This is a genomic window from Vibrio glycogenivorans (assembly GCF_051660965.1).
In the GTDB taxonomy this organism is placed as follows: Bacteria; Pseudomonadota; Gammaproteobacteria; order Enterobacterales; family Vibrionaceae; genus Vibrio.
The window spans coordinates 315017-336593 of the sequence record NZ_JBPVIS010000006.1; the positions used below are offsets into that span (position 1 = coordinate 315017).

The window sequence follows — 21577 nt, forward strand, 5'->3', positions numbered from 1 at the left end:
GGAATACTAATATGAAAAAAATTGCGATATACGCGATTACCAAGCAAGGCGCAAAGCAGGGCCAGAGGTTAAAAAACAGCTTGCCGTTTGCCGAGCTGTTTGTCGCCCCTATAGGCTTGACGGATGACATGCACGCCACACCGCTGGTGCGGCCGCTGTCCTCCTTTATTGCCCCGCGTTTTGATCAATTTGACGCGCATATCTTTATCTGTGCCACTGGTATCGTGATGCGAACGATCGCACCACTTATCAAGGACAAGCGCACTGACCCTGCGGTGGTGTGCCTAGATGAGCAAGCCACCTTTGTCGTGTCGATGCTATCGGGCCATCGAGGCGGCGCGAATCAATTAACCCATCGGGTAGCACACATAGTCAAAGCCACTCCGGTCGTCACTACCGCGTCGGATGTGTCTGAAAACGTCTCGGCCGATATGCTGGGGGCCCGTTTTGGCTGGCAACTCGACGCCGCATGTGAGGATGCTGTGACTAAGGTGAGTGCGGCGATTGTTAATGATCAATCAGTGATCATTGCGCAGCAAACCGGAGAAAAAAATTGGTGGCAATATAACAAACGTATGCCGTCCAATATCTTGTGTCATCACACCCTTGATGGCATCGACCCGGCTGACTTTGACGCAGCGCTACTAATAACCGATCAAGCCAGGCCGAACCTCACTCAATGGCAGCAAAAGGTGGTGCTATGGCGACCAAAATCCCTAGTGATTGGGATTGGATGCGATCGTAATACCCCAATCTCGACCCTGTTAGCCGGGCTTGAGGCGTTCAGCGGCGAGTTCAACCTCTCAATCGACAGCATTAAGTCGATGACCAGTATTGACCTAAAGGCGGACGAAGTGGGGTTGCAGCAGCTTTCAAAGCTCAAACAATGGCCATTTACTACCTTTGCCCCCTCACAACTCGACAACCGTGAGGGCATCCAGAACCCATCGGAATACGTGAAAAAAGTGACAGGCAGTAACTCGGTTGCCGAGGCTGCAGCACTCGCGCTGAGCCAAACCAAGCAGTTGTTGGTGCCGAAATGGACGTTTAAAAAAGACGGCTACAACATGACTATCGCCTGTTGCCGCTTAGAGTTCGCCGAGCCGCTGGTAAAACACAAACGCAAAAACTGGTGGGGGGAGCGTCATGGAAATGCCATGCATAATACACAGCCAATTAAGGTCAATTTACACGGCAGTGAAGTGGTGGAGGGTTATCAATGTAAGCCCAAGCATGTCGATCTTGATCGTCCAATGCTGTTTCACACTCATCATGTCTTGCTGTGTGAGGGAACGCGCTGCGCCAAAGCCGGGGCAAAAAATTTAGCCCACGATCTGCGCGGCATTCTTAAAAGGCTTGGGCTTGGCGAGGGTGATAAGCGCATCAAGATCAGCCGCACTATGTGCGCGGGTGCGTGTCGCAATCGAGCCACAATGGTGATTTACCAAAGAGCGACGCCTGATGAAGGCCGTTTAACCAACCACGGGATTTGGCTGCGCGGTATTGACGAGTTCAGTGAGTCTCAATGGCGAGCGCTGTTTAAGGCGCTTGCCACCCACCAACCCCTTCGTGAGGTGATTGAGCCTCGCTATTTTGCACCATTTGAGGAAGCGAAAGCATGAAACGATTACGACACTACACTCAGGGCACGGCGATTGTATTGAGCTGTTTTGGCTCAGTCGTAGAGCAAAAAAGATACATAGAGCTGCAACGCCAAGTGCAAGCTCGTTACCCGGCTTGCGATGTTCGTTTGGCGGTGAGCTCACGTATGGTGATCAAAAAATTGGCGCAAGACGAGCAGCGTTATATGCACTTACCCGCTGTAATGGCGCAATTGGACCTGGAAGGCTATCAGCGCATTTTAGTCGTCTCATGCTACCTGTTTCCAACCGATGAGCATAAACAGGTTGAGATGATCACCGAGGGCTTCAAGCAATTTTCTTTGTCAGCCATAGAGCACACCCCAGCGATCATTCACCACACCCACAATGCCACGGCATTGCTGAGCGCCCTAAACGAACGCTTTAGCCAAGGCAGTGATGTGAACCTCTTTGTTCACCACGGTGCGCCCTATTTAGACAATGCCGGGCACCAGGCCATCACCTACTGCGACACTTTACTTGGGCAGTTGTCTGATAAAAATGTCTCTTGCTCGCTAGAGGGGGCGACGCCGTTTAATTTGGTCAAAGGCGTGTTGCGCAATTCACTGACCCAAAGTCGTAGGCCAACCGTGCGGGTTATTCCGTTGCTGCTGGTTTCTGGCAACCATTTTGTTAAAGATATGCACAGCATTAAGCAAGAACTAGAGGCGTTTTGCGATGTTGAGCTGGCGCAAAGTGACAGTGATGATGCCTTCAATCTATTGGCACTGACTGAGGTGACCGACATTATTGGTAAGCAGATCGACCAAGGCCTGATACGACTGCGAGCGCCGCAAGAGGAGAGGTCTCATGGCTAAGTTGTATCTCGTGGGTCTTGGCCCTGGTAGCCTCGATCTGATGTCCGTCAAAGCGCAGCAAGTCATCAAACAGGCTGATGTCGTGGTTGGTTACGGCCCATACGTAAAGCTCATTACTCCGCTGATTGACCAGCAGACGCTAGTGCGCACCGGTATGACTCAAGAGTGGCAACGCGCTGATGCGGCGATTGCCCATGTTCTGCAGGGTAAAAATGTGGCGCTGGTGTGCTCTGGTGATGCAGGGATGTACGCCATGGCGCCGCTGGTGTTTGAGCTGATTGCGGCGAACAACACCGCGATTGCGGTAGAAACCGTTCCGGGTATCACGGCCGCCAATGCCTGCGCCTCACTGGTAGGGGCACCGTTAGGACACGACAGCTGCACGATTTCACTGTCTGATTTGTTGACGCCGTGGGAGGTGATTACGCGGCGTATTGAAGCCGCAGCGATGGCCGATTTTGCGATTACTTTCTATAACCCGCGTTCTAAAAAGCGCCAGCAGCATATCATTGAAGCGCAGCATATCTTGCTCAAACATCGCCCGGCTGATACCCCCGTGGCGGTCGTCAATGCTGCTTATCGGCAAGAGCAGCGCGTTGAACTATCGACCTTGGCTGAGTTTACTCAGCTGGAGTTTGGCATGAACGCGGCAGTGATTGTTGGCAATGAAAGCAGCTATCGTTTTGATGATTGGATTGTGACCCCGCGAGGCTACAAAAACAAATATCGTCTTGAAGATGGCCAAGCCAAAACAGGCCAGACGCCCGGGCGCTCACTGATTGACACCTCAAAGCCTTTTGCAGCAAAGGCCCAAGCTGATAAGGAATTAGCATGACCGTCTATTTTATTGGCGCAGGACCGGGTGACCCAGATTTAATCACGGTCAAAGGTGCAAAACTGATAGAAACCTGTCCTGTGATCTTATACGCAGGGAGTCTGGTGCCCAAAGCGGTGATTGAACGCGCCAAGCCAGATGCCCAAGTGTTTAACTCGGCGAGCATGGATCTTGATGAGATCACTAAGGTGTATATTGACGCTCATGCCCAAGGGCAAGATGTGGCTCGCGTGCAAACCGGGGATCTGTCAATCTATTCATCACTCGCCGAGCAAACGCGTCGCCTAGATGATTTGGCTATCGACTACCAAGTGATCCCCGGCGTATCGTCGTTTCAGGCTTCGGCGGCCGCGCTAAAGCAAGAGTTGACGCTACCAGAGGAGTGTCAAACCATCATTCTGTCTCGCGCCTCGGGGCGCACGCCTGTGCCGGACAAAGAAACCCTCAAATCACTCGCCAGCCATGAAGCCACGCTGTGCCTGTTTTTGAGTGCCACCTTGATCCGTAAAGTCGTGCGTGAGTTGAGTGAGGTGTACCCACAAAACTGGCCGGTGTGTGTGGTCGAGAAAGCCTCACACCCAGAGCAGCGTATCCTGCGTGGCACCCTGGCAGACATCGCCGATAAAATGCATGCTGCTAATATTCGCTCTACCGCGATGATCATTGTCAGCAAGGTGTTTGCGATTGATGATTTCGTCGATTCTAAGCTGTATGACCCGAGCTTCTCTCATGCTTGCCGTAAGGCAAAAGTGGTGGAATCGAATGAGGCCTAAAGGAGTGACGATGAGCCGAGATAAGCTACTGTTGATGGGAACTGCCTTAGTTAGCCTTGGTGACGTTGTCACTAAGGTGAAAGGCTCACAATGCGAGTCGTCAGATGCTACTTGAACTTGGTACTTATTGGCTCAGTAGCGCCTTATCGTTACTCCTCGCGCTGCTTTTGGATCGCTGGTTAGGCGAGCCCAACCGGTTCCACCCTTTAGTGGGGTTTGGTTGGTTAGCCAATCAGATTGAGCGCAGGATAAGAAGCCTAAATCCCAATCCTTCATCATCTGCGCTGAGGCTGCAAGGGGGGATCGCATGGCTACTGGCGGTAGTGCCCATCACGGCGACAGTGGCAACCTTGACTGTGGTTGCGAGTCAAATCTCGATGTTACTGTTTTTTGTACTCAATACCTCTGTCTTGTATCTCACTATTGGTGGCCGCAGCTTAGTTGAGCATGCTGAGCGTATTTATCAGCCATTGGTGATGGGTGATATAGAGCAGGCACGTTTTGCGGTGTCGATGATCGTCAGTCGCAACACTGAGCGGATGGGCGAATATGACATTGCCTCAGCCGCCATTGAATCAGTGCTGGAAAATGGCAACGATGCTGTGTTTGCGCCGTTGTTTTGGTTTGCGCTACTTGGCGCGCCGGGAGCCGTCGCACTTCGTTTGTCCAATACCCTTGATGCGATGTGGGGCTACAAAAATCAGCGCTACCGCGATTTTGGTTTTTTCAGCGCCAAGCTGGACGATGTACTTGGCTATGTGCCTGCGCGCATTACCGCTGTGGTGTATGCACTCCAAGGACAGTCGAGAGCGGCACTGCACTGCTGGCGAACCCAAGCCAAGTCCTGCGCAAGCCCTAATGGTGGTGTGGTGATGACGGCGGGCGCGGGCGCACTGGGCATAACTATTGGCGGCCCGACCTATTACGACGGTGTTCTGCACGATAAAAAACCGATGGGGGTGGGAAAGCTTGCCCAAGCAGAGGCAATCAAAAAAGCCAACGCACTGGTGACATCAGGTAGCTTTGGCCTAGCGATTGTCTGGCTGTTGGTCTGTATCGGTTGCTACACACTGATCACGAGTTAAAAGGAAACGGTATGATTCATCACGGCGGTAAACTTCTCAACGCCATCGCCCAGTATGGGGGCAATCAAGAGACATGGGTGGACCTATCCACTGGGGTAAGTCCTTTTACTTATCCGATTCCAGACATTCCAGCACAGGTGTGGAACCGTCTGCCGCAAGAGCATGATGGATTAGAGACCGTCGCGCAGCGTTATTACGGTGCGGCTATTGAGCCGCTTGCGGTGGCGGGCTCTCAGGCGGCAATTATGTTACTGCCTGCCACACTCAGCGATGCTTTGGGTAGATGTGGGCGCGTATGCTTGCCCGCGGTGGGTTATAAAGAACATCAGCATGCGTGGCAGAGCTTTCAAGCTGATGGTCAGCGTTGGAGCGTAGAGTTTTATCATCAGTTCCCGACACCAGAGCAAATCGCCGCGTGTGATGTGGTGGTGCTGATCAATCCCAATAATCCGACCGGTGACGTGTGCAGCGCACTGCAATTACAAGGGTTGCAAGCGAGTTTGAGTCAGCGCGGTGGTTATTTGGTGATTGATGAAGCCTTTATGGATTGCACTCCACAGCACTCATTGCTGAGCCAAGCAGAACATGCCGACTCACTGATTGTGCTGCGCTCAATCGGTAAGTTCTTCGGCTTAGCCGGCGCGCGGGCCGGTTTTGTCTTTTGCAGCGCCAGTATTATGCAAGGGCTTAAGGAGCAACTCGGGCCTTGGACAGTGACAGGGCCGACTCGGTGGGTGGTTACTCGGGCCTTGCAAGATACCGATTGGCAGCAACAGACTCGAAGTAGAATCAGTGAGTCAATGCGTCGCTTGCGCTCGCTACTGCAGCAGTATTTCGATGCACCTCTTGCCTCGACTGATCTGTTCGTCACCTTACCGACACGCAATTTACCAACACGCAATGCGCCTTGGCTGCATCAGCAGCTGTGCCAGCAGCAGGTGTTCACCCGCCTGTGCGATGAGGGCGACGCGATACGTTTTGGTTTACCGCACACTGAGCAAGAGTGGGCTCAACTCCAACAGGCACTCAGTATCATCACAACAACCCAAGTGGAGGTGAGCCATGCCGAGTGAAGGTGTCAATAAGGTTGAGCTTGTGCTTGGAGGCGCACGCTCAGGAAAAAGCCGTTATGCCGAGGGCGTCGCGAGCGCATCGTGCAAGCCCGTGGTGTACATTGCCACGTCTGAGGTGCGAGACGACGAAATGGCGAAGCGAGTGCAATTGCATCAGCAGCAGCGCCCCAAAGAATGGACAGTGGTGGAAGAGCCCTATGGCTTAGCCGACGCGCTGCGCAAACACAGCCATGCTGACAATTGCGTCTTGGTGGATTGTCTCACTCTCTGGCTGTCCAACAGCTTATTTGGACAGTCACAGCAAGCCTGGGCCGATATTAGGCAAGATTTTCTGCAAGCGTTGGTAGAGGTCCCCGGACAGGTGTTGCTGGTAAGCAACGAAGTGGGCTGCGGTGTGGTGCCGATGGGCAAGGAAACGCGCCAGTTTGTTGATCAAGCGGGATGGCTGCACCAAGCCATCGCCCAGCAGGTGGCAAAAGTGACGCTGGTAACCGCAGGGTTACCAATGACACTGAAAGGCGGAGAATCATGAGTCGGTAGACTCACATTTAATCTTGCTGTGTGATAGAAGCCAATAAAGGAAAAACAGATGCAATCAAGCGCAAAAGTACTCATGGTACAGGGCACCACATCGGACGCGGGGAAAAGTGTCCTTGCCACAGGCTTGTGCCGAGTATTAACCCGCAAACAGATTGCAGTGGCCCCATTTAAGCCACAGAACATGGGGCTAAATAGTGCGGTCACCAGTGACGGCGGCGAGATTGGTCGAGCGCAAGCACTGCAAGCGTATGCGTGTGGCATTGAGCCGACTACGGATATGAATCCGATTTTGCTAAAGCCCAACACCAATACAGGCTCGCAGGTTATCGTGCAGGGTAAGGCGCTGCAGAACATGGACGCGGTGAGTTACCATGCCTTCAAGCCAAAGGTCATGAAATACGCCATTGAGTCATTTGAACGTCTCAAGCTGCAATACGACACTATCGTCGTTGAGGGTGCAGGCAGCCCTGCCGAGATTAATCTGCGTGACCATGACATCGCTAATATGGGTTTTGCGACAGCGGTGGATGCCCCCGTGATCATCGTGGCTGATATCGACAAAGGCGGCGTTTTTGCCCATCTGTTTGGCACCTTAGCTTTATTGAGTGAGTCAGAGCAGCAGCGAGTCGTAGGCTTTGTGATAAACCGCTTTCGTGGTGATGTTGCTCTGCTAAAAAGTGGCTTAGATTGGCTAGAGGAGAGAACGGGCAAGCCAGTGCTCGGCGTGTTGCCATTTTTGCATGGCTTGATGCTAGAGGCCGAAGATGCGATTAACGTCTCACAGTTAAAGTGTGGTGAGCCTAAATTGAAAGTCGTGGTGCCTATGCTGCCGCGCATCAGTAATCACACCGACTTTGACCCTCTGCGTATGCACCCCAATGTTGACCTGATATTTGCGCACAAGAATCAACCGTTGCCCCATGCAGATTTGATTATTCTACCGGGCTCTAAGAGTGTACGCAGCGATCTCGCGTTTCTTCGTGAGCAAGGGTGGGCAACGCAAATTGAGCGCCATTTGCGCTTGGGAGGCAAAGTGATGGGGATCTGCGGCGGGTATCAGATGCTGGGCGAATCGATCTCAGATCCACTTGGCATTGAGGGTTCACCCGGAGAGAGTCGCGGCTTGGGCTATCTTGCGATAACCACAGAACTGCACAATACCAAGCAGCTTAAGCGTAGCCAAGGCTCTTTGAGCATGCCTGACCAAGACAGTGTTGATGTGCATGGCTACGAAATCCACGCCGGGGTGACCCATGGCGTATCGAGCGACGCACCGCTGAAGCTAGAGTGTGGCCCTGATGGTGCTATTGGGCTCGATAATCAAGTATTTGGTTCATACCTACACGGTATTTTTGAGTCACAAGCGGCATGCGGCGCAATCTTAAAGTGGGCCGGCCTGGAAGAGGCGACAGGGGTTGATTTTGAGCAGATGCGCGAAGAGGGCATCAATCGCGTGGCCGACGCCATAGAGAAGCATTTGGACCTGAGTAAGCTATGGCCCGATTTGAAGGAGTTTGCCTAATGAGTAGGGTTCGTTGTCCAGCATTGGTGGTCGCCGCACCAAGCTCAGGGAGCGGCAAAACCACGGTGGTCGCGGCGCTAGCGCGCTATTTCACCCTACGGGGTAAGAAAGTGCGAGTGTTTAAAACCGGGCCTGACTTTATCGATCCGGCATTTTTAGCATTGGCCTCTAAGCATCCCGTCTATCAGCTCGATTTTTGGATGTGCGGAGAGGCACATTGTCACAACTTGGTTACGCAAGCGGCAGCAGAGGCGGATCTGATTTTGATCGAAGGCGTGATGGGCATGTTTGATGGTAAGTGTTCAAGCGCCGATATAGCGGCAGCGCTTGGCATACCGGTGTTGGCCGTGATTGATGCGGGCAAAATGGCCCAAACCTTTGGCGCGGTGGCGCATGGGCTCGCCACCTATAGAAGCGATGTTACTATGTTCGGTGTATTTGCCAACCGCGTCGCCTCGTCTGGCCATTCCGCTATGCTTGAAGCCTCGCTACCCGAATCACTGACTTATTTGGGCTACCTGCCCAAAGATGCCCAAGTATGTCTGCCAGAGCGCCATCTCGGGCTGGTGCAGGCTCAAGAGCTCAGCGATATCGAAGCGCGCCTTGATCAAGCGGCGAGGTTACTGGCGGAGCATACTGACATTGCTCTGCCACCCGTGGTTGAATTTGAGCTTTCGTCTCAAGCGCTAAACCCTACCAACCTAGCTGAAAAAAACATCGCAAATTCGCTAAAAGGTAAACGCATTGCTATCGCCAAAGATGCGGCTTTTAGCTTTATTTACCCTGCCAATAGCGAATTGCTACAGCAGTTAGGGGCGCAGCTATGCTATTTTTCACCGGTGCGAGGTGACCGTTTACCAGAGTGTGATGCCCTCTACCTACCGGGTGGTTACCCAGAGCTGTATTTGACGGAATTGGCTGACAACAGTGCCCTAAAGGAAGACATTCATCAGCATGTCAATGCTGACAAGCCCTTGTTAGCGGAGTGTGGCGGCATGCTCTATCTCAATCGCACCTTAACCGATACCCAAGGCAGTAGCGCTAAGATGTGTGGCATCTTAGCGGCCGACTCTGTGATGCAATCGCGTCTGGCGGCGCTGGGAATGGTTGAGGGGGAGTTGATGCCCGGCGAGACCTTACGCGGGCATACCTTCCATTATTCCACCACATGTTCGCAAGAGCGACAGCGTTGTCAGCCTATCTCACAGCGGGGCAAACCGCTTGACCCAGTATGGCAAAAAGGCAACCTTGTCGCCTCATATATCCATTGGTATTTTCCGTTTAACCCAGGCCTAGTGGCGAAACTGTTTTTAGGCCAAGGGGGCATAGCGTGAGGCTAGTGGTAATGCGACATGGTCAAACCGAATGGAATCGAGATCAGCGACTACAAGGATGGCAAGACAGCACGCTAACTTCGCAGGCGAAAGAGCATTTGGTGAAAATACCTTTGCCAATCATGGCAAACCCTGTAGTGATAAGTAGCGATCTGGGGCGAGCGGTACAAACTGCAGCGATTATTGCTCGTCGGCTTGAGTGTGATGTGATCACTGATCCTCGACTTCGCGAGCGTCAATTTGGCCTGTTTGAAGGCAAGGTGATTGATTGCCAGCAAGAGTTACCAGATTCAGCATGGCGCGATTACCATGCGCGGCATCGTATCCCTCTGGGGGATCGCTATCAGGTCGAGCCTGAGCCAATGTTTGAAGCGAGAATCGTTGAGTTCACAGCTTCGCTTAAGGCCCAATATCATCAGCAAGACGTTTTGTTAGTGTCTCACGGGGAGTGGATACGTGCTTTGCACAATATTCAATCGGGTACGCCATCGTGGAAATTGGGGCAGGGGATTGAAGCCAATGCTCGTCCGATAATCTTTGATTTAGGGTAGATTACATTCGCGAGAGTGAATAGCAGTAAGGCTTGCTGTAGGAGAGTACTGAGATCACCAAGTAAGCACTGATCAACTATATGAATTTATAAGGACAACTGATCCGCACCTACTATAAAGATGTGTAGTAGGTGCGGCGTTTTTTGCTTTACATCTTCAGATTCAAGAATGTAATGGTTGAGCTAGAATCAAAATCCTGGGTGATGTCGATCCCCAAGCCTAGCCACGTCTTGAAGTAATAAGTTGTGCCAATTGACGCACGACTTCTTAATTCCTCATCGACTAGCTCACCGATATAACCGCCACCTATTTCCCACTTTTGTGTAATCCCATGACGGTACTCTACAGAACCCCCATAGATTGGACCATGGTACTCATCATCGAAGAAGTCCCAGTCATCATATTCAAATTTGTAGCCACCATGCGCACCCAAAACAATGTCAGATGACTCGGTCACACCGAAACGGTATTTAATGCCTAAAATTGCTTCATTATCGTAGCGATCAAATCGATCATAGTCTTGTATACCACCATCGTACTTCAGAGCTAGTATCCAGTTTGCCGAGAGCATACCTTCCATAGCAAGCTTCCATCGTACATCACTAGAAAAATTATCATTACCAGACGTAGAACCAATTCCTAATTCATAGAAACTGTAGTTAACTGGGGCTGAGTGCCTTCTGTAGTTTCCTTCATCGGCAAATGCATTAGATGTACATACGCATGTTGTGAATAGCATTAATGTTTTTTTCATGAGTTCGACCTATCGAGGTATGTACAGCGCGTTGTATGGTTGGCCTGGCGGGTTGTTTTCGTGGTACATCGTTCTTATAACTAAATCAGCATTTGCACTGAACGCCCCCGCTTTGTCGCCGAAACCATTAAAATGATTGGCAGCACCAAGAGCATGCATAAGCTCGTGAACGGCAACGTCCTTCCCTGCATTTCCTATAATGAGTGGGCTGTCAGCGGAAGTCCTACCATCAATAGAAACCCACCCGAAACCGTTCCCTGAAGGTCTTAAAATCTCATTATCTTCAGACATAATAAAGCGTACAACATTCCAATTAAAAGGGTGTTCGTGGAAAGTGCCTCCACAATGAGTGCCACAGATGGTTGTGCCACGACCAAGAATTAGACCGTAATCAGTGTCAAGGTGGCTATAATCTATGTTGCTTGGATCGGAAATATCGAGTGCAACAGTACCTTTGATATCAAATAACTGCTTACCCACCATTTCTTCTAACTTGGCAAGGGCAAAAGTGAAACGTGGGTCTTCCTTGTCATAGAAGTAAATGGGAATCGGTTCAGCCCACACAGTTAACCCTTGATTTTCTGGCTCAGGGTGAGCTGAACCTTCAGGTAGACAGTAAACGTGATAATCGCATTGATTGGGCCCCCAGGTGTTGTCTGCCACTCCCCATGTGCCCAGTGAGTTTGGGGTGCTGCATTGACTACCGCTAGAGTCTTCATTAGTATTTGAACAGTATATCGCAGAGGATATTTGCTCATCCGTATAGCGCTCACTGTCATTACAGCCACCCAGTGCTACTACAGTTAGAATTGATAGGGTTTTAATATAATCCATTACTAGTCAATCTCTTATAGAGTTTTAGAGTAGCGACTATATGGTAATTCCGAATGACAAACCGTAACACTATGTATTAGCAAATGACAAACTGTAACATTATGTGTAAGATTGCATATCCACAAATCTGTAACTAGTCATCCGCGAGGTCTTGATACTAAAGTTATGTGATGACGTTAACTTGATCCCAGATTCAGTGAACTTGGCCGTTGAATTGAAAGACCAAGACTAGATAACCGTTCGTCACTTATTCAAGCACAGTTCGCCCAAAAGGCCGGAATCAGCCGGTCAACATAAAAAATAAAATAAAGGGTAAATCAACTCTAATATACGGTATCAAGGTACTCAGAGTGTTAAATTGATTGGAAGGCATTGAATCTTTCCTACAAGACTCTGGGATTAGCCCAGTACAGCTTCTCAAAATGAAAACACAGCAAAAGTCAGTATATTTGGTAAATATGTCGGCGCTCTTGCTGAAAAGACAGCGACCGGATTCGTTAGCTTTGAATATTGTGATTAGTGGCTAAAAACAGGGTTTGCCATTTCACAAGAACTCCTTCTTATTGATGGTTATTTTTAATTAATAATATCAAGTGATATAACCGCTTACATGTTCACCCTACAAGATGACTTCTAGGTCAATACATACATGATTTGATGAGTACTCTTCGATCAACAAAGATGTTCAATAATGAATTTAATAAGAATCGCAGGGCTTTCGCTCACGCTGATGCTATTAGGGTGTGAATCTGACCCCGACGATAAGAGTGATGACAACTCACAAGCTAAATTGCCTTGCATCACTAACGACCACAATTACTGCCATTTCGGTATGATACTTTTACTCAGTATGCATCTTAATTATTTGCATATGAGACTTTATTACTCTCCTGCACTTACTTAAACTGCGCGGTGATTTTGAGAAGCCACTTATGCCCTGCAGTCAAAGCGTTAACGCCATGAAAAAAGCCGCCCTAAAAAGGGCGGCAAACGGCTACAGCGAACTGAGTTTAAAGTCGATAGTGCAGGAGATAAAACACTACGTCAGTTTCTTGGGCTGATGGATTATGTGATCTACGTAGCCAATAATGACAGTTTAACTCGTCAAACTGTCGTACAGCTGTCAGCGATTTAGCTCATAACAAATAAAGGTATCGTTTGGTTAAATAACAGCTTTTTGGTTACCCCGCCAAACACTAATTTACGTAAGTTTCGATGAGCAAAAACGCCAGCAACGATCAAGTCAGCGGGTAATTTCTCAGCGTGTTCGAGCAGTGCTTGAGGTGTTTTCAGTCTGCCCGTTTCAAGCACGGAGTGAGAAACCTCAACCTCATGGGACTCCAAATAGTGTGCTAGAGCATATTGGTCCGGTTTGACCGCCAAGGAGCGTTCACTACTGACGATCACCACCTGCTTCGCTCGTTTCAGTAGGGGCAGGGCGGCATGAACGGACCTAGCCGCAGGGGCATCGCCATTCCAAGCAATCATGATGGTTTGTGGATTAAAATGATCTTGGGTGCGTGGCATCAGCAATACAGGCCTGGTGCTGTGTTTTATCGCCGCTTCAAAACTGACGCTGGTTTTGCCGTTTTCCGGCTTGGGAATAATGATCAGGTCGGACACTTTTCCGTGTTCGCTCACTACTTCGGCGCGATAACGAAAGATGTCATGCCACAGAGCGGTCGATTTATCGCGAATTGGCTCGGAAACTAACACTCTATGCTCATCACAAAGCCTGTCGAACATTTGCTTGGACTCAGAAATACTGTCCTCGATGTATTCATTGACCATTTGATCAATGCGTTGATAGAGGCTTTTGCTGATCAATCGATCTTCGCTGGGTAATAACTGCTTGGCGCCAACTTGCGCATGCATAACTTCCAAATGGGCCTGAAAGAAGTTGGTCACCTCGAGTGCCCCAGCAAGGCGCTCTTGCGCATTTTGTGTGGTGGCAAAGGGCATCAAAATAGTTCTAAATGACATAATTCACTCCTTTACATTATCCAATCGGCCATGGAAGACTGACGCTGTCTTGCAGAAGTCCGACCGGAAGATCCAAGACCATTAAGTGAGTCAAACCGAGCAAAAATCCCGAGGCAACCGCAGACATCGAGGCTGCGCGCCAGAGCGATAGACCGGCTTTATTAACCAGAAAGACGCAGAAGAACAGGGTGATGGCAATCATGTAACCCACGAAGTATGAGCCGATAATTAACCCAGCCAACCAGTACAAGTAATGCCATAGACTGGTTGTGTTGGCATCAAAGGCGTAGCCTTGCTCAATCTCATTATCGAAGTAGATAGGGTTGTGATCAGGGTCGGTAAACAATCGATAACTGATGACAGCTGACATGAGCCACATAAATGACGCGATAACAATGGTAAAGATGCCGCCTAAGAAGCTTTGCTGAAAACCATCGTAAACGGCATAGGCAAAGACCAAATTCACCGCGATGGCGAACAACTGCTGCGGACGTCTCAGACTTGGCTGAGCGCTAACAATAGGTTTAGGTGTGTCAGCAGCTTTTTTCTTCGAGTTTTGACGGATCATGAAGAATAATGAAATTAACGTAATGGCACCGATAATCATCACTCCTGGGCGAAGCAAGAACGCCGGCCCGTCAAACTGCACCGCTTGATAGAGGTAAGTCTCCATGCCACTGGCTAACACAAAACCGATCAAAAACGCTGGGCGCGGCCAGTCAAAGCGCTTCATTAATACGCCCAAAACACTGATGGCGAGTAGAGCAACTAGGTCGCCCAAATCTCGGGTGGCCTGATAGGCGGCAAAACAGATCACCATCACCATAAAGGGAGCAAGCAGCGTATAGCGAATCGTGGTCAGTTTCGCGACCCAAGGTGAAATCAACATGCAGGCACCGGCGCCAAACAGGTTGGCAATCGCAAGCGACCATACGATGGTGTAGGTGATGTCTAAATCGGTACTGACCATGGCAGGGCCGGGCTCAAGACCGACTAATACCATACCCCCTAGGAACACGGCCATACCGCCAGAGCCAGGGATGCCAAACAGCAAGGTGGGTACTAAACCACCGCCTTCTTTGGCGTTATTCGATGACTCTGGAGCAATGACGCCGCGAACATCGCCATGGCCAAAATCCGCGTCTTTCTTGGTTGTTTGTACGGCATGACCGTAAGCAATCCAGTCTACGACACTGCCGCCAAGGCCAGGCAGGGCGCCGACGACGCAACCAATGATACTGCAGCGCATTGCCAGCCATTTGTTCTTGAAGAAGTCCTGGATGCCACTGAGCCAACCACTGCCTAACTGACTGGCATTGGCGATCGGTTTGTTTTGACGCAGCAGATCGATGATCTCGGGCAAGGCAAAGATGCCCAAGCCCACGACAACCAGAGGTAAGCCATCCATCAGATAGAAGTTGTCGAAGGTCATGCGATACTCGCCTGTCGCTGGCGCGCTGCCAACACTGCCAAGCAGAACCCCAAGCCCACAGGCGGTCAGCCCTTTAATCAAGCTCTTTCCAGCCAGTGCACCGACCATGGTTAAACCAAGCAAGGTCAGCATGAAGAGCTCAGCAGAGCCAAAAGCGAGGATGACCGGGCGAGCCACCAGAACAAAGCCGGTGAGGATGACCGCGCCAAATAAACCGCCAAACAGAGAGGAGGTAAATGCGGCGGATAACGCTCGGGCCGCTTGACCTTTTTTGGCCATAGGAAATCCGTCTAGCACGGTGGCTTGCGAGCCGCTCGAGCCCGGTATCCCCATTAAAACAGATGTGAAAGTGTCAGAGGTAGGGATGACCGCGACCAGGCCGATCAGCATAGCGAGTGCAGAGATCGGGTCCATGCCATAGAGAAAGGGTAGAAGCAAAGATAAACCCGCAATACCCCCTAAACCTGGGAAGATACCGATGGCGAGCCCAAGGACAACGCCACCGAGCATAAATGCCATATGCTGAACACTGAGTATGGTGCCCAGTGCGATAAATAGTTCATCTAACATCACTGTTGCCTTTTTTTTGAAATCAGCGTTACTTGAAATGAGCAGCGAGTTACCAGAGCCACTCTTTTCAGCGACCGATAAAAATGAGAAAAAGGGAGCCCAACATGTCAGGCTCCGAAAGGGTGATTAGAATCGAGTGTTATAGTTATCAGATAGCCAAGTACGAACCCATTGAAGGTTGCGCTCTTCTAAGGAAAGCGCGGCTTCTAACGCTTTTACCGCTTCTTGACCGGTGAGCTGCGGATAGTCACCCAAGACTTGCAGCGATTGCTCGGAAAACTCTGGCGAGCTGATTGCATCAGAGGCGGCTTGGCGCCAGGCCTGAACTAGCTCTTCGGGGGTATTTTTAGGCACAAAAATCATCTTCTGAGCGGCAAAACCAGCGATAAAGAACGAACGCCATGCTTGGTAACCTTGGCTAGGCTCCTCGTCGGGGTGCAGCTGTGCATAGACCTCACTGAAATGAGGTAGGTCAGGGAAGTTCGGGTCACGCTCAAGTTGCCCCTCTTCATTGAGGACACCAAAGCTAAATAGCGGGATGGCTTTTCCTTCGTCAATCAATGGGGTAACTTTTTTCAGGTAAGCCGAGCTGGTTTGATAGTCGATATTGACCTCACCACGCTCAAAAGCGAGACGGCCCGCGCCACGACCCTTCATGCCAAACGTTGGCTGTACATCTAAGCCGAGTAAATCCATGGCTAAGATAGGCACAAGGTCAAGTGATGTAGCGCCTTGGCTGCCATACTTAAACTTGATTTGATCCCGTTTAGCGATGAGGTCGTCAACATTGTTGATGCCGGTAGAGGGAGAGACATACACGACGCCACCGGTTGGCGAGGCAAGGATGACGCTCCAATCTTTATAGTCGTATTTTACTCGGCGGTCTTTTAAGAGATAAGGAAACTGAGTTGATGCTGAGCTGGCGAAGATATTGAGTCCATTGTTTTTGCCGCGGCGAGCGAATTGGTTTGCGCCCTTGGTCGAGCCGCCGCCGGGGATGTTTCTGACCACGACGACAGGCTGACCTGGCAATGCCTCGCTCAGATAGGGCGCATAGAAGCGGCCCCAAGTGTCAGTGCCGCCACCTTCTTTATAAGGCATAAACAGCTCGACGCGCTCACCTGAGAAGGAGACGTCTTTTGCCTGAGTGGTTGTAGGTAGGGTTAGCGTGCCGAATGATACGATGAGCAGGGTTTGAAGCAAACGTCGCCCTGTCATTGCTTTGAGTTTGCTGCGAGATGTTATGTTAAGCATGTTGCCTCCATGGATACTTTCTCGTGAGTGATCGCTCTTGGTTACTCGGCGATTAACCTCAAACTAGAGCGTCAACCTGTCACTAAACTGACATGAGGCAAATGTTTATTAAAAAATGTTATCCCCTTCAAGATAAGGAAATCTAAATAAAAAAAAGCCACCTCATTGGTGGCTTAATCAGGTTAGGTCGCGGGGTAGACCAGGCCTTTAAACAATGGACGTGCGGTTCGCACCAGGGCGGCTTGTTTAACACTGGGTTCAGTGTCACCCTCTTCGATCTCTATTTGTACATCGATACGCCCGCTTGGGTGCTCTATGGTGACGCCGTTGTTATCTAGAGGGGTGCTTAACCGACTGGCTACGGTGCCCGGTATCGCGCAAGCGGCGGCGACAGCGATCGCACCCGTTACCGCGTGACTGGCATGACAGTTGTGCGGGACAAAATATCGCGAGCTAATCGTTCCGCCGTTTTTAGCGCGAGTTAAAAGAGACACCTTGGGCACAACGCTGCTTGCCACATCACCAAGGCCCATCAATTCTCCAGCGATGCAACGGAGCGACTCAATGCGCTCGAGTAGGGCGTGGTTGTTGTCGAGCTCATGTTTGGTTTCATGCCCCGTGACTCCCACAGATTCAGCGGCGATATGCAGCATAGGAACGGCAGCATCTATGCAGGTGACTTCCAAGCCGTCGATGATATCGGACTTCTTGCCTGTCGGGAAAAGACGACCCGTTTTAGCCCCACCCACATCCAAAAAATTAAGCATCACCGGAGAGCCAGTACCAGGAACGCCATCAATCTTCATCGAGCCCTGATATTGCACTTGGCCTTGAGGTGTTTCTCCAGAGACTTCAACGATGGTATTGGTGTTGGTGTTTTTAACTCGCAGTGTTGTGGTCGGTGACTCAAGGGGCACCAGCTTATTCTCGCTGGCAAAAGCCAAAATACCGGAAAGGATATTGCCACAGGAGGGTTTGGTATCGACGATTCTCTCCTCAATACCGACTTGAGCAAACAGGTATTCTAGGTCGATATCTGGCTCTTGAGACCTCGATACGATCGCCACTTTACTGGTTAGAGTAGTACCGCCTCCGATGCCATTGATTTGGCTGATATCACCGGAGCCCATCACACGCAGCAAGACGTCATCGCGCGCTTGAGTCTCCTTTGGCAGGTCATCGCCCAAGAAGTAGGCTCCCTTGGAGGTGCCCCCTCTGATCAGCATGCATGAAATTTGGCTTTGACTCGACATCACTTCACTCCTTTGTTTGACTTGCTGCTCTATGGCAGCCTGTGAAGTGAGGGTAAGAAATGAACCTGTCGCTAAGCTGACATGATGATTATTCGTAGTCTTTAAGTGCGTTTTCCCATTCGGAAATCACAATTTTCTTCTTACTTTGGTCGGAAATGACTAACAAGCTCACATCCAGTGGCAGGGGTTTGAGCTGTTCTGCGTAGCGATGCCTCATAAAATGCGCGGCATTTTCGCTCTCGATGTCGGTTCGAATTGGCGGCATGTTGGTTTGCTCTGCCATGACTTTTTGCCCCTGATAAGAGAGCAGATAATTGATAAATCGCTGGGCTTGATGCGCTTTGTCAGTAGTTCGGTTGATGAATACACTACGAATGATCACCGGGGTATAGTCTGAAGCCGAAACAATCACGACATTGTTATTGCTCTTGGCAAAGGTTTTGGCGTAGGACCCCACAATGTTATAGGCCATGGCTATGTCGCCGCGGCTCACGGCCTCAAGCATGGCGGCCGAGCTGTTGAACGTACGAGCGTCGTGAGAGTTAAATAGCTCAAGAAACTGACCATAGTTGGTGGCCTGGGCCCGCTCAAAGGACCAAAGCAGATACCCCATACCCACCTTACGGATATCAAACAGTCCAATTTTCGCCTGCAGCTCATCACTGTATCGACGAATAAAATGAATCAGTTCCACTCGGTTGGTTGGGGTACGTTTGCCGTCTAAAAATGTTTTGTTAAACACAATCACCGCGGGCTCGTAGCTGAATCCGTACAGCTCATCGCGCCAGTGCGTCCAGGGCGGGAGTACTTGTTGGTTAGGGTAGTGATAAGCTAGGGCAAAGCCATCATTGACTAGGCGAATTTGCTGATCCATTACTGAGCTGATCGTGACATCGGGTTGAGGGCTAGATTGCTCTCGAATGAGTTGCGTCAGCACATTACTGCTCAGCGCCGTGTAGTCAATTTTGATATCGGGATTGCGCCGCTCAAAATCGCTCAGTAAAGGTTGCATCTCAGACAAGTAAGCGGCAGCGTGCACCTTGAGTGTTGACGTGTTTAAAGGCTCACGCTTAAAGCTCGGTTTTGCTTGTACGTCGGAAAAGCAAACACAAACGCATAGAGTAAATAGCATTGGGAGAAAGCGCATCAGTTTTTCACCTCTTGCCAATAGGAGAAAGGAAACTGCAGCTGGACGGTGAGACCATGTGGCAAGGTGTCCAACAAGATTAATCTGCCATTGGTTTTTTCTGCCACATCCAGCGCGATACTCATGCCAAGCCCAGTTCCCCCAGCCGTCGCGTTCGGGCTGCGATAAAAACGCTCAAATACTAAGGGCTTATCTTGGTCAGCAATCCCCTCGCCATAATCACGAATGGTCAGGGTTGCCTTGGTACCTATCACCATGACTTCAACCTCAACACGGCCTCCTTTTGGCGAGTATTTGATCGCATTTTCGATTAGGTTATTGAGCATTTGCGACAGGGCAAACTCGTCGCCCCTTAGGGTAAATTCAACCGACTCGTCATAGTGAAGTTCAATGTTTCTTTGCAGGGCATTGATTGCCAGCTCTCGACAGCATTGCTTAACCAGTCGATTGAAATTAATCTCAACCGGTTCAACCCGACGATAGCGGTGCTTGATCGTCGCGTGGTTGAGCAACTGAAACACCGTACGCTCAAGGTGCTCGTTTGAGTGCGATATTTTTTGGATATAGGTTAGGGCCTCTGGATCAGTTACTTTATCCTGAGCAACATCAAGTTGGGCTTTGATACCTGCAATAGGCGTTTTGAGCTGGTGGGCCGCCTCACTGGTGAAGCTTTTGAGGTTATTCAATGTCCCGTCGAGTTGGGCCATAAAGACATTGATGGTTTCGATGAGATGGTTAATCTCTTGCGGGCCATCAACCGAGATAGGGGTTAGGTCGAGGTTGGATCGTTTGGCGATTTTGCGGTTGATTTCATTGACGGGTTTTAACACCTGCCAAATTAGCGCGGTGATCACCAGCAGTGAGCAGACAATCACTACTAGGAGCATTTTGAGGGCGTGACTGGATATCTCAGCTTCCCAGTCGATGCGCGATTGCAGAGTTTGTCCCAGAACCGCGTAAACGCTTACTTGTCCTTGCATGGTATTGATAGCGCGACTGACAAGGCTAAACCTGACGGACTCGCCCATAAAATCGAGATAGAAGTAATCGGGCTGTGGCTCGAGGCGAATTTTGTGCTGCGAGATTTGTTCTCTTACAGTAGGGTCGTCGAGGAGCTGCTCATAACCGGTCACGACTTGGAGATCATTGGTCGTCACTAAATAAAACACCCGATCATGTGGAGAGTCGGTCAGGCTTTTAAACGCTGAAAACGGAATGTCGACACTAAAGCTGAGATTATTAAAGTGAACGTGGTCGATGATCTGTAATGCCGCGCTACTGAGGCGTTGGTCAAAGGTCATTTGAGCGGCGTTATAGGCGTAGCGCTTGACTCCCATAAGCGCGAAGATCGCGACCACACATAAAGAAAGGGTGGCAGCGACTAACAGTTGAAATCTTAGTGAGCGAGTAGAGAAAAACATCACACCTCTGGCGTTCAACTGGCGTTGTTAAGCACGTAACCGAGCCCACGCAGTGTTTTGATCTCGACACTGCTCCCACTGAGGGATTTTCGTAAGCGACCGACATAGGTTTCGATTGCATTGAGGTTGGGCGCAGTGCTATAGCCGTAGAGATGCTCGATTAACTCCTCTTTGCTCATCACGCGATTCAAGTGGGTAATGAAGACTTCCAATAGTCGGAACTCTCGCTGCTTGAGCTCAATCGGTTGACCCTTCACCTTGACGGAGCAGCTGACGCTATCAAACTCAATATCACCATAAGTGATCACGTTGTGGTCACTGCCTTGGCGGCGGCGCACGATCGCTCGGCAGCGCGCTTCTAGCTCACCAAAATCAAAAGGCTTGGTCAGATAGTCATCTGCGCCGAGATCAAGCAGGTTGATCCTGTCAAAAACATCGCTTCTCGCCGTCAGAATTAAGGTGGGAGTATCGGAAATCTGACGAATTCGCTTGGTAATTTGCTCGCCAGATTTATAAGGCAAGTTCAGGTCAAGGATAATTAAGTCAAAGGGAGTATGACTGACCATCGCGTACGCGACATCACCGTCATAGGCGCAATCCACGCCATGGCCAAGGTCAGTAAAACGCTGCTCAATCGCTTGGCTGATCATTCGATCGTCTTCAACAACTAATACTCTCATCCAGCCTCCGTGTGTCGGTTGCGTGTTAATTTAAGACCTGTTGTTCACTAATGATGCGCTGTTAACGATTAGTTTACA

Annotated in this window: 19 protein-coding genes; 10 read left to right on the forward strand and 9 right to left on the reverse strand. The window is 50.2% G+C overall.

Going from position 1 to position 21577, the window contains the following annotated elements; all coding sequences use genetic code 11:
• Positions 1–11: 11 nt before the first annotated feature.
• The 10 genes from ACSTTG_RS14090 (at position 12) to ACSTTG_RS14135 (ending at position 10171) form a co-directional block, all read left to right on the forward strand.
• Positions 12–1622 carry a cobalamin biosynthesis protein gene (locus tag ACSTTG_RS14090; protein ID WP_438475278.1) on the forward strand — a complete coding sequence of 537 codons (1611 nt, stop codon included), beginning with the start codon at positions 12–14 and terminating at the stop codon, positions 1620–1622.
• Complete coding sequence (locus ACSTTG_RS14095) at positions 1619–2458, forward strand: sirohydrochlorin cobaltochelatase (RefSeq protein WP_438459413.1); 840 nt, start codon at positions 1619–1621, stop codon at positions 2456–2458. Before ACSTTG_RS14090 ends, ACSTTG_RS14095 begins: the two co-directional genes overlap by 4 nt.
• Positions 2451–3293, forward strand: coding sequence for a precorrin-3B C(17)-methyltransferase (cobJ, locus tag ACSTTG_RS14100; protein WP_438475279.1), 843 nt, complete (start codon positions 2451–2453; stop codon positions 3291–3293). The genes ACSTTG_RS14095 and cobJ overlap by 8 nt, the downstream gene beginning before the upstream one ends.
• Complete coding sequence (gene cobM, locus ACSTTG_RS14105) at positions 3290–4066, forward strand: precorrin-4 C(11)-methyltransferase (RefSeq protein WP_438475280.1); 777 nt, start codon at positions 3290–3292, stop codon at positions 4064–4066. The genes cobJ and cobM overlap by 4 nt, the downstream gene beginning before the upstream one ends.
• Positions 4067–4170: 104 nt before the next feature.
• Positions 4171–5151, forward strand: a complete 981-nt coding sequence (cbiB, locus tag ACSTTG_RS14110; protein WP_438475281.1) for an adenosylcobinamide-phosphate synthase CbiB — start codon at positions 4171–4173, stop codon at positions 5149–5151.
• Between the two features lie 11 nt (positions 5152–5162).
• On the forward strand, positions 5163–6224 hold the full coding sequence (gene cobD, locus ACSTTG_RS14115; RefSeq protein WP_438475282.1) for a threonine-phosphate decarboxylase CobD: 1062 nt from the start codon (positions 5163–5165) through the stop codon (positions 6222–6224).
• Positions 6214–6756 (forward strand): bifunctional adenosylcobinamide kinase/adenosylcobinamide-phosphate guanylyltransferase, encoded by a 543-nt coding sequence (cobU, locus tag ACSTTG_RS14120; protein ID WP_438475283.1) that lies wholly within the window; start codon positions 6214–6216, stop codon positions 6754–6756. Before cobD ends, cobU begins: the two co-directional genes overlap by 11 nt.
• Positions 6757–6813: 57 nt before the next feature.
• Positions 6814–8286 (forward strand): cobyric acid synthase, encoded by a 1473-nt coding sequence (locus ACSTTG_RS14125; protein ID WP_438475284.1) that lies wholly within the window; start codon positions 6814–6816, stop codon positions 8284–8286.
• Positions 8286–9620 (forward strand): cobyrinic acid a,c-diamide synthase CobB, encoded by a 1335-nt coding sequence (locus tag ACSTTG_RS14130; protein ID WP_438475285.1) that lies wholly within the window; start codon positions 8286–8288, stop codon positions 9618–9620. Before ACSTTG_RS14125 ends, ACSTTG_RS14130 begins: the two co-directional genes overlap by 1 nt.
• Before the next feature lie 11 nt (positions 9621–9631).
• A complete protein-coding gene (locus tag ACSTTG_RS14135; protein WP_438475286.1) occupies positions 9632–10171 on the forward strand; it encodes a histidine phosphatase family protein in 540 nt (179 codons plus the stop codon).
• 148 nt (positions 10172–10319) lie between these two features.
• On the opposite strand, the gene ACSTTG_RS14140 is transcribed toward ACSTTG_RS14135, so the two are convergent.
• The 9 genes from ACSTTG_RS14140 to ACSTTG_RS14180 form a co-directional block, all read right to left on the reverse strand.
• Positions 10320–10925, reverse strand: coding sequence for a hypothetical protein (locus ACSTTG_RS14140; protein ID WP_438459404.1), 606 nt, complete (start codon positions 10923–10925; stop codon positions 10320–10322).
• A 9-nt stretch (positions 10926–10934) separates the two neighbouring features.
• Complete coding sequence (locus tag ACSTTG_RS14145; protein ID WP_438459403.1) at positions 10935–11759, reverse strand: hypothetical protein; 825 nt, start codon at positions 11757–11759, stop codon at positions 10935–10937.
• 1131 nt (positions 11760–12890) lie between these two features.
• Positions 12891–13742 carry a universal stress protein gene (locus tag ACSTTG_RS14150; RefSeq protein ID WP_438459402.1) on the reverse strand — a complete coding sequence of 284 codons (852 nt, stop codon included), beginning with the start codon at positions 13740–13742 and terminating at the stop codon, positions 12891–12893.
• A gap of 16 nt (positions 13743–13758) precedes the next feature.
• Positions 13759–15744 (reverse strand): tripartite tricarboxylate transporter permease, encoded by a 1986-nt coding sequence (locus ACSTTG_RS14155; protein WP_438475287.1) that lies wholly within the window; start codon positions 15742–15744, stop codon positions 13759–13761.
• A gap of 126 nt (positions 15745–15870) precedes the next feature.
• On the reverse strand, positions 15871–16998 hold the full coding sequence (locus ACSTTG_RS14160; protein ID WP_438475288.1) for a Bug family tripartite tricarboxylate transporter substrate binding protein: 1128 nt from the start codon (positions 16996–16998) through the stop codon (positions 15871–15873).
• 182 nt (positions 16999–17180) lie between these two features.
• Positions 17181–18251, reverse strand: coding sequence for a 4-oxalomesaconate tautomerase (locus ACSTTG_RS14165; protein ID WP_438475290.1), 1071 nt, complete (start codon positions 18249–18251; stop codon positions 17181–17183).
• Positions 18252–18339: 88 nt separating this feature from the next.
• Positions 18340–19398 (reverse strand): ABC transporter substrate-binding protein, encoded by a 1059-nt coding sequence (locus ACSTTG_RS14170; RefSeq protein WP_438475291.1) that lies wholly within the window; start codon positions 19396–19398, stop codon positions 18340–18342.
• Positions 19398–20819: a sensor histidine kinase gene (locus ACSTTG_RS14175; RefSeq protein ID WP_438475292.1), complete on the reverse strand. Its 1422-nt coding sequence runs from the start codon at positions 20817–20819 to the stop codon at positions 19398–19400. The genes ACSTTG_RS14170 and ACSTTG_RS14175 overlap by 1 nt, the downstream gene beginning before the upstream one ends.
• 14 nt (positions 20820–20833) lie before the next feature.
• Complete coding sequence (locus tag ACSTTG_RS14180) at positions 20834–21499, reverse strand: response regulator transcription factor (protein WP_438459396.1); 666 nt, start codon at positions 21497–21499, stop codon at positions 20834–20836.
• Between the last annotated feature and the right edge of the window lie 78 nt (positions 21500–21577).